This window comes from Enterococcus hermanniensis (assembly GCF_001885945.1).
Lineage (GTDB): Bacteria > Bacillota > Bacilli > Lactobacillales > Enterococcaceae > Enterococcus_A > Enterococcus_A hermanniensis.
Genome location: NZ_JXKQ01000004.1, coordinates 22,295 through 41,368, shown reverse-complemented (window position 1 = coordinate 41,368; position 19,074 = coordinate 22,295). Strand labels below are relative to the sequence as shown.

Annotated in this window: 19 protein-coding genes; 3 read left to right on the top strand and 16 right to left on the bottom strand. The window is 38.3% G+C overall.

The window, feature by feature from the left end; genetic code table 11:
- Positions 1–3 precede the first annotated feature (3 nt).
- The 11 genes from atpE to RV04_RS05530 all read right to left on the bottom strand — a co-directional run bounded on the left by atpE (position 4) and on the right by RV04_RS05530 (position 10,137).
- Complete coding sequence (gene atpE / locus RV04_RS05580; protein ID WP_010743272.1) at positions 4–216, bottom strand: ATP synthase F0 subunit C; 213 nt, start codon at positions 214–216, stop codon at positions 4–6.
- Positions 217–249: 33 nt separating this feature from the next.
- Positions 250–963: a F0F1 ATP synthase subunit A gene (atpB, locus tag RV04_RS05575; protein ID WP_071857491.1), complete on the bottom strand. Its 714-nt coding sequence runs from the start codon at positions 961–963 to the stop codon at positions 250–252.
- Between the two features lie 287 nt (positions 964–1,250).
- Entirely contained in the window at positions 1,251–1,715 is a 465-nt protein-coding gene (gene smpB, locus RV04_RS05570; RefSeq protein ID WP_071857490.1) for an SsrA-binding protein SmpB, read from the bottom strand.
- Between the two features lies 1 nt (position 1,716).
- Positions 1,717–4,122, bottom strand: coding sequence for a ribonuclease R (gene rnr, locus RV04_RS05565; protein WP_071857489.1), 2,406 nt, complete (start codon positions 4,120–4,122; stop codon positions 1,717–1,719).
- Entirely contained in the window at positions 4,103–4,867 is a 765-nt protein-coding gene (locus tag RV04_RS05560) for an alpha/beta hydrolase (RefSeq protein ID WP_071857488.1), read from the bottom strand. Before RV04_RS05560 ends, rnr begins: the two co-directional genes overlap by 20 nt.
- A 153-nt stretch (positions 4,868–5,020) precedes the next feature.
- A complete protein-coding gene (secG, locus tag RV04_RS05555) occupies positions 5,021–5,257 on the bottom strand; it encodes a preprotein translocase subunit SecG (protein WP_071857487.1) in 237 nt (78 codons plus the stop codon).
- 81 nt (positions 5,258–5,338) lie between these two features.
- On the bottom strand, positions 5,339–5,614 hold the full coding sequence (locus RV04_RS05550; protein ID WP_071857486.1) for a GNAT family N-acetyltransferase: 276 nt from the start codon (positions 5,612–5,614) through the stop codon (positions 5,339–5,341).
- Positions 5,615–5,642: 28 nt separating this feature from the next.
- Entirely contained in the window at positions 5,643–5,912 is a 270-nt protein-coding gene (locus RV04_RS05545) for a (4Fe-4S)-binding protein (RefSeq protein ID WP_071857485.1), read from the bottom strand.
- Positions 5,913–6,033: 121 nt separating this feature from the next.
- Complete coding sequence (locus RV04_RS05540) at positions 6,034–6,528, bottom strand: gamma carbonic anhydrase family protein (RefSeq protein WP_071857484.1); 495 nt, start codon at positions 6,526–6,528, stop codon at positions 6,034–6,036.
- 121 nt (positions 6,529–6,649) lie between these two features.
- Positions 6,650–8,410: an ABC transporter ATP-binding protein gene (locus tag RV04_RS05535; protein ID WP_071857483.1), complete on the bottom strand. Its 1,761-nt coding sequence runs from the start codon at positions 8,408–8,410 to the stop codon at positions 6,650–6,652.
- Complete coding sequence (locus RV04_RS05530; RefSeq protein WP_071857482.1) at positions 8,407–10,137, bottom strand: ABC transporter ATP-binding protein; 1,731 nt, start codon at positions 10,135–10,137, stop codon at positions 8,407–8,409. The genes RV04_RS05535 and RV04_RS05530 overlap by 4 nt, the downstream gene beginning before the upstream one ends.
- Positions 10,138–10,495: 358 nt before the next feature.
- Between RV04_RS05530 and RV04_RS05525 the strand changes: the two genes are divergently transcribed.
- The 3 genes from RV04_RS05525 to RV04_RS05515 all read left to right on the top strand — a co-directional run bounded on the left by RV04_RS05525 (position 10,496) and on the right by RV04_RS05515 (position 13,136).
- Positions 10,496–10,708: a DNA-directed RNA polymerase subunit epsilon gene (locus RV04_RS05525; protein ID WP_071857481.1), complete on the top strand. Its 213-nt coding sequence runs from the start codon at positions 10,496–10,498 to the stop codon at positions 10,706–10,708.
- 1 nt (position 10,709) lies between these two features.
- Positions 10,710–12,386: a ribonuclease J1 gene (rnjA, locus tag RV04_RS05520; RefSeq protein WP_071857480.1), complete on the top strand. Its 1,677-nt coding sequence runs from the start codon at positions 10,710–10,712 to the stop codon at positions 12,384–12,386.
- A gap of 243 nt (positions 12,387–12,629) precedes the next feature.
- The gene (locus RV04_RS05515; RefSeq protein WP_071857479.1) at positions 12,630–13,136 is read left to right on the top strand and encodes a TetR/AcrR family transcriptional regulator; all 507 of its coding nucleotides are present in this window, start codon (positions 12,630–12,632) and stop codon (positions 13,134–13,136) included.
- Between the two features lie 57 nt (positions 13,137–13,193).
- On the opposite strand, the gene RV04_RS05510 is transcribed toward RV04_RS05515, so the two are convergent.
- The 5 genes from RV04_RS05510 to RV04_RS05490 form a co-directional block, all read right to left on the bottom strand.
- Positions 13,194–13,394 carry a cold-shock protein gene (locus tag RV04_RS05510; RefSeq protein ID WP_071857478.1) on the bottom strand — a complete coding sequence of 67 codons (201 nt, stop codon included), beginning with the start codon at positions 13,392–13,394 and terminating at the stop codon, positions 13,194–13,196.
- Positions 13,395–13,548: 154 nt separating this feature from the next.
- The gene (gene radC, locus RV04_RS05505; protein ID WP_071857477.1) at positions 13,549–14,238 is read right to left on the bottom strand and encodes a RadC family protein; all 690 of its coding nucleotides are present in this window, start codon (positions 14,236–14,238) and stop codon (positions 13,549–13,551) included.
- Between the two features lie 50 nt (positions 14,239–14,288).
- Positions 14,289–14,948, bottom strand: a complete 660-nt coding sequence (locus tag RV04_RS05500; protein ID WP_071857476.1) for an HAD family hydrolase — start codon at positions 14,946–14,948, stop codon at positions 14,289–14,291.
- Positions 14,935–16,248, bottom strand: a complete 1,314-nt coding sequence (locus RV04_RS05495; protein WP_071857475.1) for a bifunctional folylpolyglutamate synthase/dihydrofolate synthase — start codon at positions 16,246–16,248, stop codon at positions 14,935–14,937. The genes RV04_RS05500 and RV04_RS05495 overlap by 14 nt, the downstream gene beginning before the upstream one ends.
- 147 nt (positions 16,249–16,395) lie before the next feature.
- Positions 16,396–19,035 (bottom strand): valine--tRNA ligase, encoded by a 2,640-nt coding sequence (locus RV04_RS05490; RefSeq protein WP_071857474.1) that lies wholly within the window; start codon positions 19,033–19,035, stop codon positions 16,396–16,398.
- Positions 19,036–19,074 lie beyond the last annotated feature (39 nt).

Below are 19,074 nucleotides of genomic sequence, written 5' to 3'. Positions count from 1 at the left end.
ATTTTATTGGAAAACCATTAACATACCTAAAACTACACCCAAGATTGGCACAGCTTCAATCAAACCAACACCGATAAACATTGTTGAACGAATTTGTCCTGACATTTCTGGTTGGCGAGCCATAGACTCAATTGCTTTTGAGATTACTTGTCCGTTACCATAACCAGCCCCGATTGCGGCCCCCATAATTGCGATTCCTGCACCGATAAAATTCATAATAATTTTCCTCCTAAAAGTGTACTAATTTTTTTATTCTACCTCGATTTTATGACTGATATAAACCATAGATAGAGTTGTGAAAACATATGCTTGGATACTACCGATAAATAGTGAGAATGCGATCCATATCATTTCTAGTGGAATAACTAATGGCAAGGTGATCCACCCTGTTTTTGTTACAACACTTGCAATCAATGAAAGCAATACTTCACCAGCGAAGATATTCCCGTAAAGACGTAAACCTAGCGTGATAACATTTGTAAATTCTTCCATCAATTTAATAGGAAATAATGCTGAAGGTGTAAAGAAAGAATTTTTAATGTATTTACCTAGACCCAGTTTTTCGGTACCTAGGTAATTCGCTAAAGTCAAAACGAGTAGTGCTAATCCCATCGTTACAAACGGGTTAGCTGTAGGACTCTTCCAATAGGTCACATTGTCACCTGAGACAATTTTTGTGACAAGTCCAATTTGGTTCGCTACAAAAATAAACATGAACAACGTAAATGAGAACAAACTAAAATTTCTGACTTCATTACGGGGCATGTTGTCGCCAACAATGTTCGTAGTGAAATCTATGACCCACTCAATTGCGTTTTGCTTTCCTTTGGGTTTCAATGTTAGGTTGCGTGTAAATCCATACACAAGGAAAAAGACGATCAAACACGTTACGATGATCATTGTCGTCACAGTCCCATCAAACCATATGGGCCCAACATGGAAAAACCAAGATTTTTCATCCAATCCAGTTCACCTCTCTTCCCAGCGACTCGCGTCAACTCGTGCTGCTTCGCGCTGCTCCTCAAAATACTCTCGTATGTTACCACCAGAGCAAGAAAATTTCAAAGAATTTTCCTAAAATTTTTCGAATAAGTTAACAAGATTTCCCAATTCGTTATTTTATATTCTATGAAACCGCTCCAATAGCTATCTTAGCCCGAAAAAAAGCTAGTATAGATTGTAGTTAATCGTATCAAAATACAAGGGTAAGTAAAGAAAGTCTAACTAAATATGCGAAAAAGAATATTTTGCTAGCGCGAATAATTTTTTAGTGTACGACTGATCTGACGATCCACATCTTTACGTTTTAAACTTTCTCGTTTATCGTATTGATGTTTCCCCTTAGCGATCCCAATTAAGACTTTAGCATACCCGTCCTTTAAGTAAACTTTTAGTGGGACTAAAGTCGTTCCCGTATTTTTTAATTCTTCTGATAACCGGGCAATTTGTTTTTTGTGCAGCAACAGTTTCCGTGTTCTTACTGGATCATGGTTGAAGATATTTCCTTGTTCATAAGGACTGATATGAACATTATACAAGAAGGCTTCGCCATTTCGAATTCGAGCAAATCCATCTTTTAAATTGATCCGACTATTACGAATCGATTTGATTTCGGTTCCTTGCAAAACGATTCCAGCCTCCATCGTATCAGTGATCGTATAGTCATGACGTGCTTTTTTATTTTGTGCGACTAACTTTCCTTCACCTTTTGGCATATTACCCCTTCTTTCTACCCGGCTTGTTCTTTTTAGCGACTGATTTATAAAAAGGTTTCTTCCCTTTTTTCTTTTTTTGGTCATTTTTTCCTTCATTTGGGCGCTCTGATGAATATTTCCCAGGAGTCTTTGATTTCTTATTAGACATTTTCTTCGATTTGTCGTAATTATTCTGACGTCCAGTAACTGGTTTACGTCGTTTGTTTTGATGTGTGTTCCTTGGAACATCTATGGCTGGAATTTCTTCTGCTTCCAATAACTCAAAATCGATTTCTCGAGTCACAGGATCAGCTTTCGTCACTTTGATACGAACTTTTTGACCAATTTTAAATGTTTGACGCGTACGTTCGCCCACTAAAGCCAATTGATTTTCAATAAAATGATAATAATCTTGTTTCATTTCATTTAAATGGATCAATCCTTCTACTGTATTTGGCAACTCGATAAAGATTCCAAATTTAGTTACTGAGCTAATGATTCCATCAAATTCTTCGCCCACCTTATCCGACATGTATTCCGCTTTCTTCATACTATCTACTTCACGTTCTGCATCTACTGAACGGCGTTCCATTTTAGAACTGTGGTCTGCGATCTCAGGTAATGCTTCTGCCCATTTTTCTTTGGTCGCTTCACTTTGATCCTTACTATAGGTACGGATCAAACGGTGGACGATCAAATCAGGATAACGACGAATCGGCGAAGTAAAGTGCGTGTAGTATTCCGCAGCTAATCCATAGTGCCCATAATTGTCCTCTGAGTAACGTGCTTGCTGCATACTGCGTAACAGCATTGTATTGATTACTGCTGCTTCCGGTTTTTCTTCCACTTGATGAATCACTTGTTGCAGGTCTTTTGGCGTGATCGAATCTTTGGTTCCTTTGACTAAGATCCCTAGAGCAGCAGCGAAATCAAAGAAGCGTTGCATTTTTTCTTCTTTTGGTTGTTCATGGATTCGATAAATAAACGGTAATTTCAATTTGTTAAAATGTTCTGCTACTGTTTCATTAGCCGCTAACATGAAGGATTCAATCAAGCGCTCGCCTACTCCGCGTTCTCGTAATTCAATGTCTATCGGACGACCTTCAGGATCAACTAAAATTTTCGCTTCACGATCCTCAAAATTGATTGCGCCACGATTATTACGACGAACTTCAAGAATTTCATGTAGTTCCTTCATTAAATGAAACATTGGCACTAATGCTTGATAGCGCTCCATGGTTGCCGCCGTTTCAGTTTCTAAAATTTCATTAACAGCAGAATACGTCATTCGTTCAGTTGTTTGGATGACACTTTGAAAAATTTCGTGATGAACGATTGTTCCATTCGAATCGATTTCCATCTCACAACTCATCGTCAGACGAGGAACTTTCGGATTAAGCGAGCAGATACCATTAGATAACCGTTGTGGAATCATCGGTATTACCCGATCCGTTAAATATACACTCGTCCCGCGCTCGAATGCTTCTTTGTCTAAAATACTGCCTTCCGTCACATAGTTAGAAACGTCGGCAATATGCACGCCTAAGAAATAGTTTCCATTCGCTAATTTTCTGACTGTCACAGCATCGTCCAAGTCTTTCGCGTCAGCTCCATCGATTGTCACAATCTGTTGGTCGCGTAAATCACGACGACCAATTAAATCGGCTTCAGAAATAGTATCGGGTACTTCTTCGGAAGCGGTTTGAACTTCTTCAGGAAATTGAGTCGGAATCCCTTGCGCAATTACAATCGAAAGAATATCCATACCAGGATCGTTCTTATGTCCAATCACCTTGGATACTAGTCCCTCCAAACTTTCTGCATACCCTTTTTCAGGATAGTGAGTAATTTCAACGATGACGACACTACCATCTACAGGTTGGACCCCTTCAGCTGTAATGAACACTTTAAATTGCGCACTTTTTTTATCTTTTGGAGTCACATAGCCATACAGATCTGACTCTGCAATTTCGGCTACATCAAAAGCAGTGAATTCACCGACGAGTTGTTGGATTTTCCGCTCTTTAATAGAAACAACCCTTCCCTCTGCTCCACGATCAGAAAATAAGTCGGCTGTTTTTTGAATATCGATCATTACGATATCGCCGTCCATTGCATAGTTCGTGGCATCTTTTGGAATAAATACATCTGGCTCCTCAGGATCAATCGTTACAAAGCCAAATCCTCGTTCGTTCCGACGGAAAATCCCTTCTACTTCTACTGATTTAAATGGCAATTTGATTTTGCCTTTCTTATTAAACTCCAGGGTCTTTTCTCGTTCCATTTGCGCAACAGTTTTGACTAATAATTTATAGTCATCGCTTTTACGCATTTCTAAAAGTTCCGCTAATTCTTCCATTGAAAGACTTTTTTTATTTGCGGCTTTTAAACTTGCTACTATTTCTTCTTTAATTGTTTTTCTCTCCATTATCTTCTCTCCAGCCAAGTGTAGCTAAAAAATCGGCTACATCTTGTTCAAATTGTCTTCTTTCGGATCCCACAGTGATCACATGTCCACTCGTAGGATACCATTTCAATGTAAAAGCAGTTTGTTCCAGGCGAGCAGCAGTCTCAAAAACACCTGTCGCTTCAATCATTTGATCTCGTCCAGCTTGTGCCATAAAGAAAGGTACAGAAATTTTCCCAACTTTTTCATAAGCAAACTCGGCTTGCTCTTCAATCGCACGCAATTGTTGATCGACTAAAGGGCGATAGCTAGCTAATTTCTCCTCATCCACTTGTTCACCATTACGTTCTAAAACTTTTTTTGTGTAAAGTAAAAAATTCTCCGTCACTCTTGTTTTAACTGGTGCAATTGGCGAACAGAAAAAACCACCACCGATGAATTTTTCTGATTTTTCTCCTAATAATCGAGTTGCATAGATGCCACCCATCGATAACCCTAAGACAGCAATCTCATCATACCCTTTTTCTTGTAAAAAGCGTACTGCTTGTTGGCTATCTTGCCACCATTTTTCTGCAGTCACATTTAAAATATCTAACGGATCTGCGGTCCCATGGCCTGTGTATAGTGGTGCATAAACTGTATAATTCAAATTTTCTAAAAAACGTGCCAACATCCTTACATCATTGGGACTTCCTGAGTAGGCATGTAGCAATAATACCGCACGTTTTCCTTTAGGCAAAAATAAGGACTCTGGTACTTGGGCCATTTACTTCACTCCTCCATTTTTATTTCCGGCTAGAACATCGCATTATTTTTCTCATTTGAACGGCTTTCTTCGTGATTTTCATGCTTTATCTTAAAGTGTACTTGATTTATTAGAAATACAAAATAAAAAAGACCTCTCAGTTGAGAGGTCGATTTATTTGCTAGATAAAAACATTAATACGAAGAGCAAAATCATCCAAACCGCTCCTAAAACTGCGGTTGATCGTTGCATCACAGCTTCAAAGCCACGTGCTTTTTGCTTTCCGAACAATTGATCTGCACCACCAGTAAAAGCACTCGCAGCACTATTTTGTTTACTAGGTTGCATCATAATTGTGATAACGATGATCACAGATAAAACCAAGATAACACCTAAAATAAAATTGTACAAAGAATGACCCTCCTTATTTCCAAACTGCCTCAATTTCACTCTAGCACAATTGAAGCGATTTGGCTAGAGAAGATCTATAACTTATTTTCTTAAAACATCTGCATATTCTGATTTTTGTTCAAATTCTTTTTTGGCGAAAGGACATAATGGAATAATTTTTTTATCTTCATTTCGCGCCTTTTCAACTCCCGCAGCAACCAACTTTTCAGCTAGACCTTGTCCACGATACGTTGGGTCAACAAATGTATGGTCAATGATCATGATTTCAGCACCGGCATTAGACCAAGTCATTTCTCCTGCTTCGGCACCTTCATCATTTAATAGTACAAAACGTTCTTTTTCTTCTTTGATTTCCATAATGACACTCCTCTACTTTTGAATAAGATCAATTATTTTTAATCACGTATTTTAGGGCTCCGCTAGGGCACGTATCTACAACATAGCTAGCATTTTCAACACTACCATTATCTGGAATGATCCACGGGCGACGGCCGACTTCAAAAATCTCTGGATTGCCACGTACACAATTTCCGATGTGGGCACAGATATCTTTATTATAATAAATGTCGATACCCTCTCCGTGATATTTGCGATACCCTTTCTCAATTAATTCTTCTTCGTTGACTGGTTCTTGATTCAATTTACTTCCGTCCATGCTATCCACTTCCTTTAAGTAAGATTATATAGGTATTTCCCTTTAATTCACAATAAAATCACTCTGATAATCCAAATAAACGGATCAAATTTTAAAACTTGATCCGTTGCGTAAGGGTTCTTTATTTTTTTGGCTGATAAACTGAAATTTCTTCGTTTAAATAAGCATTTCCTAATTGATAATAATGCTCTGCATTGGCGTGATTCTTTTCAATTTCCGCTGGGGTCAGTGAACGAACGACGCGCGCAGGAGAACCAAAAGCCAATGAATTTGCCGGAATCACGCTTCCTTCTGTCACCAAAGAACCGGCACTGATCAAACTATTTTCTCCGATTACCGCATGATTTAAAATCGTTGCGCCCATTCCAATCAAAGCCCCTGATTGAATCTCACAACCATGAATGATTGCAGCATGCCCAATTGTTACATAGTCACCGATCACAGTTGGTGCATCCTGATCAACATGGATAATCGTTCCGTCCTGAACATTGCTTTTTTCTCCTATTGAGATGGTATTGCTATCCGCTCTCAGGACACTTTGAAACCAGATAGTTGAACCCTTTCCGATTGTTAAATCACCATATACATCTGCACTCTCTGCAATAAAATTTGTCATTCTACTCACCTCGAAATTAGTATAGCATCTCTTTTTATCTTTCTATTAATTTATAAATCAAAAGATACATTCTGTCCTTTAAAATCAAAAAGAGGTATGAGCAAGCTCACACCTCTTTAACTCATTCTGTTTCTTCCATAAATTGACTATTATACAATTGTTCATAAAAACCATCTTGCGCTAACAATTCATCATGTGTTCCGTGTTCGATAATGTCGCCGTCTCTCATCACCAAAATAAGATCCGCGTCACGGATCGTTGACAAACGATGCGCAATCACAAAACTTGTCCGTCCTTCCATTACTCGATCCATTGCTTTTTGGATCAAGCCTTCTAAACGTGTATCAACAGAACTCGTTGCTTCATCTAAAATCAAAATTTTAGGATCTGAAATGATCGCCCGAGCAATCGTTAATAATTGTTTTTGACCTAGAGAGACATTGTCACCTTCTGAATTGATTTCCATTTCATACCCGCCTGGCATCGTACGAATAAAATGATCCACATTCGCGATTTTGGCAGCATCTACCACTTCATAATCAGTGGCATCTAAGCGTCCAAAACGAATGTTATCAGCAATCGTTCCTTCATATAACCAAGCATCTTGCAATACCATCCCAAATTGTGAACGAACATCTGAACGATCCATCTCTTGCGTATTAACACCATCGATTAGAATTCTTCCACTGTCGATATCATAAAAACGCATCAACAAATTAATCAAGGTTGTTTTTCCAGCACCTGTGGGACCAACGATTGCTACCGTCTCGCCAGCTTTAACTTCAAAATTTAGATCATTAATCAAGGTTTTTTTCGAATCATAGCCGAAGCGGACATGATCAAAGACGACATTTCCTTGAACTGGTTCTGGTAGCGGTAGATCTTGTTCGTTTAACATCTCTTCTGGCTCATCCAAAATCTCAAATACTCGTTTTGCCGAAGCAGAAGCACTTTGGATCATCGAAGAAAGCTGTGTGATTTCCCCCATTGGTTGGCTGACTTGCCAAATGTATTGGATAAAAGCTTGCAATTGTCCAACCAAAATCACACCATGAATCACGTTCCAACTGCCTAAAATAGCCATAGCGATATAAGTAGCATAAGCCGTTAACTGGACCAATGGTTGCATCATACTAGAAACAAATGCTGCACGAAAACCATAATGACGTAATTGATGATTGACTTCACTAAATCCTGCAAGTGTTTCTTGTTCTCGGCCATAGAGTTTCAATACACTAAAACCAGTCATATTTTCTTGAACAAACCCATTCAGTTCCCCTAAAGAGTTCTGCATGCCCTGAAAATCTTTTTGGGAGACTTGGACAATTTTTCGTGAAATTATGATTGATAACGGAATCATGATGATTGAAAAGAGTGCCATTGTTGGATTGATATAAAACATCATCCCAACTGCTAACAAAATTCCTAAAACAGCATTAATCGATTTGATGATCGCTTGTTGCATCGCGTTGCTGACAGCATCCACATCATTGGTCACTCTTGATAAGATATTACCTTGTTGATTTCGATCAAAATAAGAAACGGGCAAGCGATTGATTTTAGCTTCGATATCTTCACGTAAATCACGCATCGCTGATTGAACAACATTAGCCATCAACCAACCTGTTCCCAATTGAGTAATACAGTATAAAATCCCCACGATTACGATTACGATCAACCATCGAAAGACATAATCAAAATTGACAGCTTCACCTTGAGCTATATTTTTACTGACTTCAGTAGTTGGCAGCCCCGTCAAATACGGCAACCAGGTCCCCAAAAGTAACGTACCGATTGCTAAAATCAAAACAAGGATAAATGTTTTTTTGTAAGGATTGATATAATGCATCAACCGTTTTAAAGAAGAAGTGTATTTTCTCATGCTAATTCCTCCTTCGATAATTGTGAAGCAGCAATGTCATAATAGATTGGACAATTTTCCAATAATTCTCGGTGTGTTCCGATTCCGACAACATCACCTTCATTTAAGACGATGATTTTATCCGCATGCATGATCGTTCCCACACGTTGAGCAACGATCAAAACCGCAGCTTCCGTCGTTTCTTTTTTCAAACGCGCACGTAATCTAGCATCTGTTTGGTAATCCAATGCCGAAAAACTATCATCAAAAATATAGATTTCTGGTTGTCGGATCACAGCTCGAGCGATCGCCAACCGTTGTTTTTGACCACCAGAAAAATTACTTCCACCTTCAGCTAATTTTTCTTGGTAACCATCTGGCTTTTGAGCAATAAAATCAGTAGCTTGAGCAATCTCGACTGCTCGTTCCATCTCTGCTAGCGTTGCATCTTTTTTTCCATAACGCAAATTATCTGCAATCGTCCCAGTAAATAATTGTGCCTTTTGCGGGATATAGCCGATTTTTTCGCGTAAATCTTTTAATTGATAGTCGCGAACATCTTTCCCGTCGACCAATACCTGTCCTTCTGTCACATCATAAAAACGTGGAATCAGTTGAATCAATGTTGATTTTCCTGATCCAGTACTTCCAATAAAAGCAACTGTTTCACCAGGTCCAGCTGTAAAACTAACATTACGAATCACCGGACTTTCGGCATGCCCTGGATATGCAAAGGTCACATCACGAAACTCTAATGAGCTAGTTTCTTGTGGAGCAATTGCATGACCTGGTGCATCTTTTATTAAAGATTCCATATCAAAAACTTCTTGAATCCGTTCTGCAGAAACATTTGCGCGTGGATACATCATAAAGACAGTGGCAAAAAGCATAAAGGAATATAATGCATGGAAAATGTATTCAATAAAAGCAATCAATGTTCCGACAGCTAAGTTTCCGTCACTAATTTGAAGTGTTCCATTCCAAATAATCAAGACCATCACGATATTAAATAGAAAGAAGAAGCCTGGTTGGGCAATCGCCATTAAATGAAACAAACTCTTCGAACTATTCGTATAGGCATCGTTGACTAAACGAAACCGTAGCTCTTCAAACTTTTCATTGACGAACGCCCGTATCACTCGTAAGCCTGAAAGGTTCTCACGTAAAATACCATTGATATTGTCCAAGTTTTTTTGTTGCTTTGTTGATAGCGGTTCTGAATATTTTGCCAATAGTAAAACAGCTAATAACAATATCGGTAGCGCCAACAAAACATAAATTCCTAAGCCCGGACTTGTTCGCATGATCAAGTATAAACTCATCCCAAACATCATTGGGGTCATAAAACCTGTTGTTAAAATATTTTGCATGAACAACATGATTTGATAGGCATCATTGGTTGTTCGTGTAATCAAAGAAGATACTCCAATTTTTTCGTACTCTGAATGAGAAAAACTTTGGATCTTCTCAAATAAATCATCGCGAATAGCGGCTACCATTCGAGACGTGATTTGAGAACTGAAATAGCGCAATGAAATACTCATCACTACTCCAATCACCGTAATCGCAATCATTACGAGACCCATTTTTTGGATATATGAAAAATCATTGTTACCGATTCCTTTATCGATCATCATGGCTAGTATCGTGGGTAGCCCCAACTCAATCAAAATAAATCCAAAAACACTGATGAAATCAAATAGCAGCAACTTTTTATAGCGCCATGTATAGCGCAACATCAACTTCATTCTTTCTCGCCTCTTTCTATAACGTAATGATTTCAATATAGCATAGATGAAAAGCTTGTGCCTGTTCATTGATTGTTTTTTTAATTTCATTTTTTGCCCTTTCTGAAAATTTCTAAGGATTCCTCATTTCACTTCCTAGTTTCTATACTTCTTATTTATTCTGTGATAAACTACAAGTAATTGTTGTAAGAACAACCCAAAGAACGGTGAAATTGTTTTTTCAAGCAAGAAGCAAAGACGAGGCTTCTTCTCAATAGATTAGCTATTGCTAACACGTTGAGCATAAAAAAAAGGTGGCAGCCGCCCCTCATTTTGTCGTGGAAAAAATTGCTATTATGCAAATAAAGGAGATAGATTTATGATTTACAAAGTTTATTACCAAGAAACCAAAGAACGTAACCCAAAACGCGAGCAAACACAATCTTTATATGTGGAAGCTGAAAACGAAGAAATGGTACACAATTTATTGCGCGATAATACCCCATATAACGTGGAATATATTCAACTTTTAGAAGGCAATCATTTAGAATACGAAAAAGAAAATGCCGACTTCAAGTTAACGGAGTTCTAATATGAAACTTTCGCTAAAAAACAATGAAACTGGTGTCTTTGCCATTGGTGGATTGGGCGAAATCGGAAAAAATATGTATGGGGTTCAATTCCAAGATGAGATCATCATCATCGATGCCGGAATAAAATTTCCCGAAGATGATCTACTAGGAATTGATTATGTCATTCCCGATTTTAGCTATGTTATTCAAAATATCAATAAAGTCAAAGCCCTTGTGATCACTCACGGTCACGAAGATCATATCGGCGGTGTGCCTTATTTATTGAAGCAAGCCAATATTCCGATTTATGCAGGAGCCTTAGCTTTAGCTTTGATTAAAAATAAATTGGATGAACACGGACTATTACGCGATGCCGAATTGCATGAAATCGATGAAGATTCAGTGATTCGCTTCCGCAAAACATCGGTCAGTTTCTTCCGTACTACGCACAGTATCCCTGATCCTTTAGGAGTAGTTGTCAAAACACCTTCTGGAAATATCGTGGAAACTGGTGACTTTAAGTTTGATTTCACTCCTGTTGGCCAGCCTGCTAATTTACATCGGATGGCGAAACTTGGTGAAGAAGGCGTCTTATGTTTGCTTTCCGATAGTACCAATGCCGAAGTTCCGACGTTTACCAAATCAGAACAAACCATTGGCCAATCGATTTTACGGATTATGGAAAAAATTGAAGGTCGGATCATTTTTGCAACTTTCGCTTCCAATATTTCGCGGCTACAACAAGCTGCTACAGCTGCGGTTGCTACCGGACGAAAAATCGCTGTTTTCGGTCGCAGCATGGAAAATGCGATCGTCAATGGGCAAAAATTAGGCTATATCACGGTGCCTGACGGTACTTTTGTTGATGCACATGAAATCAATAACCTACCAGCCAATGAATTGATGATTTTATGTACCGGTTCTCAAGGTGAACCAATGGCGGCTCTTTCACGGATCGCAAATGGGACTCATCGCCAAATCCAAATCCAACCAGACGACACGGTGATCTTTTCAAGTTCTCCGATCCCTGGTAATACAACAAGTGTTAATCATTTGATCAACTTGCTATCAGAAGCCGGCGCCGAAGTAATTCACGGCAAAGTGAATAACATCCATACTTCCGGTCATGGTAGCCAGCAAGAACAAAAATTGATGCTGCGATTAATGAAACCTAAATATTTCGTACCAATTCACGGTGAATTCCGGATGTTGAAGATCCATACAGGATTAGCTCAAGATACAGGCGTCCCTGAGGATAATTGTTTTATCATGGAAAATGGCGACATGTTAGCATTAACGGCTGACACTGCTCGTCGGGCTGGGCATTTCAATGCCACTGATGTTTATGTCGATGGTAGTGGCATCGGTGATATCGGTAACGTTGTCTTACGAGACCGTCGCATTCTTTCTGAAGAAGGCTTAGTCTTAACGGTAGCAACAGTCGACATCGAAAAGAAAGAAATTTTAGCCGGTCCAGATATTTTATCTCGTGGCTTTGTCTACATGCGCGAATCTGGCGATATGATCAATGAAGGCCAACGTATTTTATTCCACGCCTTGCGTGAAGCTCTCAATGAATCTGGCTGTACTGAAGCTAAATTAAAAAATGCCATGGTTGCGGCCTTGCAACCTTACTTGTTCGATCAAACTGAGCGTCATCCAATGATCTTGCCGATGATCATGACACTCGATGATTAAAAAAAACAGCTATCTATAGTTTAGATAGCTGTTTTTTTATTTGTATTTTTATAACATCATTTATTTTATCTTTTTCATTTACTTTTTATCTTTTACGCAAGATAAAACAGAAATTTTCGTTGATTTAATTAAATTGTAATTGACAAACCCTCGATTTATTTGCACAATAAAACATAGTGAAGAGGGCTAATATTTATTATTAGTTATTTTAAAAATTTAAATTTAGATAAGGAAAGATTAATTATGGTAAGAACACAACGCGTGCAACGAAGCCACATCATTGATGGTGCCTATCAGCTGATTCTTGATGAAGGATTCAAAAAATTCCATGCTCGTAACATTGCTCAACAGATTGCTTGCTCTACTCAACCGATTTATCGTGAATTTGCCAACTTAGCCGAACTAAAGTCTGTTTTGATCAACCGTATCTTAATCAAGTATACTGACTTTTTAGAAGATCAAGAGCCACAGTCCTTAAGAGCTTTGTCAAAAACGATCATGAATTACGCCTTGGACTATCCTGATGAATTTTACCGTTTCTTCCTACAAGATTCTGAAACGATTCAAGCTGTAAAACAGGTGACTCGCGAAATGTTTACGGAGATTTGTCCAGAAAAGAGCCAAACATTTGCTTATGATTTATTTTGGCAATATTGTATTGGTAAAGCAACTTTAGCGATTAATCATGCCAACCATAGTGACGACCATTCAGAAGAAGAGCTTTTCTTTAAAGTTGTTACTGAGATATAAATGAACTTAAAAGCATACAAAAAAGCCTTAGAGAAATTCTCTAAGGCTTTGACATTTTTATTGTTTAACAACATTTGTTGCTTGAGGTCCGCGATCGCTTTCTTCTACGTCAAAAGTTACTGCTTGTCCTTCTTCAATAGTTTTAAATCCGTCGCCTTGGATAGCAGAGAAATGTACGAATACATCGCTACCGTCTTCGCGAGTGATAAAACCAAAACCTTTTTCTGCGTTAAACCATTTTACTGTTCCGTTTTCCATGAATAAAATCCTCCTCGTGCGTAAGCACTTTTTAATTAGTGTAACATTGCTAGCCTACGAAAAAGGAAACATCTGTATACCAACTCGTAACTCAAACAAAATTACATATCTAGTTTACCACCGAACAGATTATTCGCGCAAGGGTTTTCACCTGTTACTTTAAGTACTTTTCTTCACGTAAACTGAAGTATTTGATTTCTCCAACTATAATATGATCTAATAATTCGATCCCCATCATTTCACCACATAAACGCACCCGTTCAGTAAAATCTAAATCATTTTGTGAAGGTGTGGGATTTCCCGAGGGATGATTATGCCCTAATGCTACTTTTGCCGCACTGATTTTGACTGCTTCACGAAAAATTTCGCGTGGATGAGCGATGGATTGATTCAATGAGCCAATAAAAATTGTTTTTTGCAAAATAATTTCATTCTTTGTATTCAAAAAAAATGTGATCAAGTGCTCCTGTGGTTGGTCTTTTAATTCATCAATCAGTAATTGGCCTAACGTAAAACTTGATTGAATCTTTCCAAGTTTTTGTTGCAGCGACCGGTTAATCCGACAACCGAATTCCATCATTGCTTTTAGTTCGATCGCTTTTGTACTTCCGATTCCTTTAAATTGCTGAAGTTCTTGCAATGTGGTGTGTTTCAAATCATATAAAGTTGGGTAAGTTCTTAAAATAGTCGCAGCCAGATCCATCACATTTTGTTGGCGAGAACCATTTCGTAAAACAATGGCCAATAATTCTTGATCTGATAAATGTCGCTCACCATCACGTACCAAGCGCTCGCGCGGCCATGAACTTTCAGGTAATTCTTGGAGTAATGAATTTTTTTCCATAAAAAACTCCTTTGCCTACTTTTTATTAAGGTACGCAAAGGAGTGGTAATTTATACTTCTAGAAAATCAATCACTTCATGAAGTGACGGTAAAACTTTGACTGTTTTTGCTTTTAATTCTTCCGTTGGTGGTAGAATATCAGGAACCATAATGACTGAGATCCCTGCACCTTCTGCCGCAAGAATCCCATTTTTGGAATCCTCTAAGATCAAGCCTTCATCTGGCTGGATCGCTAAGCGTTCTGCTGCAATTTTAAAAATTTCTGGATCAGGTTTTGCAAATTGTACATCTTCAGCAGAAATGATCGCAGAAAATTTATCGCTGATCCCTGCGTTTTCCAGTAGTACTTCTATCACTGGACGAACATTACTTGAAGCAACCACGCGTGGAATTTTTTGTGCTTCTAAATAATCCAACAGCTCATGAACTCCTGGTTTTAATGCAACTTTCCCAGACTTAAATCGTTCATGTGCCATTCCCCAGCTTTTATCGATAAAGGCTTGGACCGTTTCTTGACCATGATCTGCATACATTTTATGCAGTTCTTCCCAAACCTCTTCATCCGACACGCCAATAAAGCGACTATAGATTTCTTTATCAAAAGGCAAACCGTATTCATCTGCAACCACTTGATTAGCTTCATAATAAATTGACTCGGTATCAAACAATAAACCATCCATATCAAAAATAATCCCTTTAATTTTTTTCATTTGCGCCTCCTAAGTTTAATAATAATTGGCGGACTTCCGATACAAAGTACAGTGAGCCCGTAATTAATAATAAATCATCTTGATCCATATCTTCCAATAATTCTCCTAAACCAAACTGCCATAAAGAAACGACATCAAACCGACTGTCAATCGTATCAAACCGACTCAAATCTAATGCATTCGGATATTCAAATGTCGTCAGATAAATTTTTGAATTTGGAATATCTGACAATAAGTTCAACATTTGATCGATATCTTTTGTTTCCAACGCTGAAAATAAAATTTTGACTCGATAATTTCTAAACTCGCGTTTAACATTCTCAACTAAACGTTTGATGGCATGCCCGTTATGAGCTCCATCCATGACGATCAATGGTTCTTCACTGATTTTTTCCATCCGAGCAGGCCAGACTGCCTTATTTAAACCTTTTTGGACCGTTTTTTCTTCAAACGGCAACCCTACTAAATCACAATATAAATGAAACAACTCGATTGCTACTCCAGCATTTTCTACTTGATGCCGTCCTAATAACGACACTTTCAATGGGGATAATTTTCCGCTCTCATCGCTAAAGCTAAATAATTCACCCCAAGTTGGATCAGGATGGAGATAATCAACTTGATACTCTTCACCATAACGATACATCTTAGCCGTTTCTAATGCAGCTTTTTCAATGATTTCGATCAAAGGACCGGTAGTAATCTTCCCCGTCACAACTGGGATATTTTTTTTGATGATTCCAGCTTTTTGCTGAGCGATCTCATTCAGTGTATCGCCTAAGATTTCCATATGATCGTAACCAATCGTCGTAATAGCTGTTAATAAAGGTTTGACTACATTCGTCGAATCCAATAATCCGCCTAAGCCTACTTCTACCACTGCGACATCGACTTTTTCTGCTGCAAAATAATCCAACATAATTGCAGTCAAAATTTCAAACTCGGTGATTCCACCAACTTTTGGATCTAAATCTAATTGTGCCACGATTGGTTGATACTTTTTAACATAATGGATCAATGCGTGATTGGTGATTGGTTTAGTATCGATAGCGATCCGTTCATTAAATTCTTCAATATACGGTGATGTAAAACTACCAACAGTTACTCCAGCCTCCAATAAAATGCTGCGTAAATAGGCTACTGTCGAACCTTTTCCATTTGTTCCAGCAATATGGATCGTAGGAACATCATTCTCTGGATTTCCCACTTTATCTAATAATGCTTGGATCCGATCAAGTCCTGGCCGTGAGCCAAATTTTTTTCGACTATGAATCCAATTAATTGCCTCTTCTATCGTCAAAGCGATTCACCTCTTTGGTTCTCTATCATTTTTACCTATCTCTAGTATAGCAAAGTTTAGAAAAGAAAGTTCGCTTGAAGAAATCATTAGGATAAAAAAGAAGCCAAAACAAAAGGAATATTCCTTTTATTTTGGCTTCTGTGATTTTTATGAAATAGTACGTAAGCTTTCAATTCGTTCTTGAACCGCTGCTTGTTTTTCTAGATAATCTTTTTCTTTTGCACGTTCTTCTGTTACAACATTTTCTGGCGCATTGGCAACAAAGCGTTCATTTGCCAGTTTGCCTTGGACACGTTTCACTTCGCCTGTCCATTTCGCCAATTCTTTTTCTAAACGTTTAATTTCTTCTTCGATATTGATCAAACCAGCTAGCGGTAAGTAGATTTCGGCACCAGTTAATACCGCTGACATCGCTAAATCAGGCGCTGTGATATCACTTGCAATCACCAATTCTTCTGGGTTACAGAAACGTTCGATGTAGCTAGTATTCTCAATCAAGAATTCATCAACTTTAGGATCACTTGTTTTGATTAACAAAGTAATTGGTTTAGAAAGTGGTGTATTCACTTCTGCTCGAATATTACGAACAGAACGAATCAATTCTTTCAAGACTTCCATCCCTTTAGCTGCTGTTTCATTATTGTTTTCTGGTTGAACAACTGGATAAGCAGCGACAACTAATGATTCGCCAGTATGTGGAATTTTAGCCCAGATTTCTTCGGTAACAAATGGCATAATCGGATGTAATAAACGTAATGTTTGATCCAAAACATAAACTAAAATGCTCTTCGTTGTTTGTTTGGCTGTTTCATCTTCCCCATAAAGAATCTCTTTACTCATTTCGATATACCAGTCACAGAAGTCATCCCACATGAAGTTATACAATTGACGACCTGCTTCACCAAATTCAAATTGATCAAATAGGTTGGTTACTTTTTCAATCGTTTCATTCAAGCGCGTCAAGATCCAGCGATCAGCCACGGTTTTTTCACCTGAAAAATCAATGTCTTCAGCAGTGAAATCTTCGACATTCATAATTACAAAACGAGAAGCATTCCAAATTTTATTGATAAAATTCCAAGCAGCATCCATTTTTTCATAACTGAAACGAACATCTTGTCCTGGTGCAGAACCAGTTGATAAGAACCAACGTAAAGCGTCGGCACCATATTTTTCGATTACATCCATCGGATCAATCCCGTTACCTAATGATTTACTCATCTTACGGCCTTGTTCATCCCGAATCAAACCGTGGATCAATACATTTTTAAATGGACGTTCATCGGTGAATTCCAAACTTTGGAAAATCATTCGACTTACCCAGAAGAAAATAATGTCATATCCTGTTACTAATGTGCTCGTTGGGAAATAGCGCTTGTAATCTTCACTGTTTTCATCTGGCCAACCCATAGTTGAAAATGGCCATAAAGCTGAACTAAACCATGTATCTAAAACATCAGGATCTTGTTCCCAATTTTCGCTATCGTTCGGCGCTTCCATTCCAACATACATTTCGCCCGTTTCTTTATGGTACCATGCTGGGATGCGATGCCCCCACCATAATTGACGTGAAATTACCCAGTCATGGACATTTTCCATCCAAGTCATAAACGTATTGTTAAAACGTGGTGGGAAAAATTCCACTGCGTTGTCTGTTCCTTGATTTTCAATAGCTTGTTCCGCTAATGGCGCCATTTTAACAAACCATTGTGTTGATAAACGTGGTTCAACAACAACACCCGTCCGTTCAGAGTGACCAACACTATGAATCATTTTTTCAACTTTAATCAAACGGCCGATCTCTTTCAAATCAGCAACGATTGCTTTACGCGCTTCAAAACGATCCATTCCAGCATATTTACCAGCTCGTTCATTCATGCTGCCATCAGGATTCATCACATTTACACGTGGCAAGTCATGACGATTACCAACCTCAAAGTCATTTGGATCATGAGCGGGCGTAATTTTAACAGCCCCTGTACCAAATTCACGGTCAACATAGCTATCAGCAATAATTGGAATTTCTTTATCTACTAACGGTAAGATCGCCATTTTACCAACTAAATCTTTATAACGATCGTCCTCTGGATGAACAGCAATCGCCGTATCGCCTAACATTGTTTCTGGACGTGTTGTCGCGATTTCTAAAACACCACTACCATCTGCTAATGGGTATGAAACATGATAAAATGCGCCTTCCAGATCTTTATGGATAACTTCGATATCAGATAAAGCAGTCTTAGCTTGTGGATCCCAGTTGATAATATATTCGCCGCGGTAAATCAACTCTTTTTCATAAAGTGAAACAAACACTTTACGGACAGCATCCGATAACCCATCATCTAATGTAAAACGTTCACGACTATAGTCTAATGACAAACCTAGTTTTGCCCATTGTTCACGAATATGTCCAGCATATTCATCTTTCCATTCCCAAACTTGGTCAACAAATTTTTCACGTCCAAGATCATAACGAGAGATGCCTTGTTCACGTAATTTTTCTTCAACTTTTGCTTGCGTTGCGATTCCCGCATGGTCCATCCCAGGTAACCATAATGTATCGAATCCTTGCATCCGTTTTTGACGGATGATCATATCTTGTAAGGTCGTATCCCAAGCATGTCCTAAATGCAATTTCCCAGTAACATTTGGTGGTGGGATAACAATTGAATAAGGTTTAGCTTTTTTGTCTTCAGATGGTTTGAATAAATCTTGATCTAACCATTTTTGATACCGACCAGCTTCGACTTCTTGCGGATTAAACTTTGTTGGTAAATTTTCAGTCATAGCGATTCCTCCTAAAAAAATTGATTATTTAATAAATTA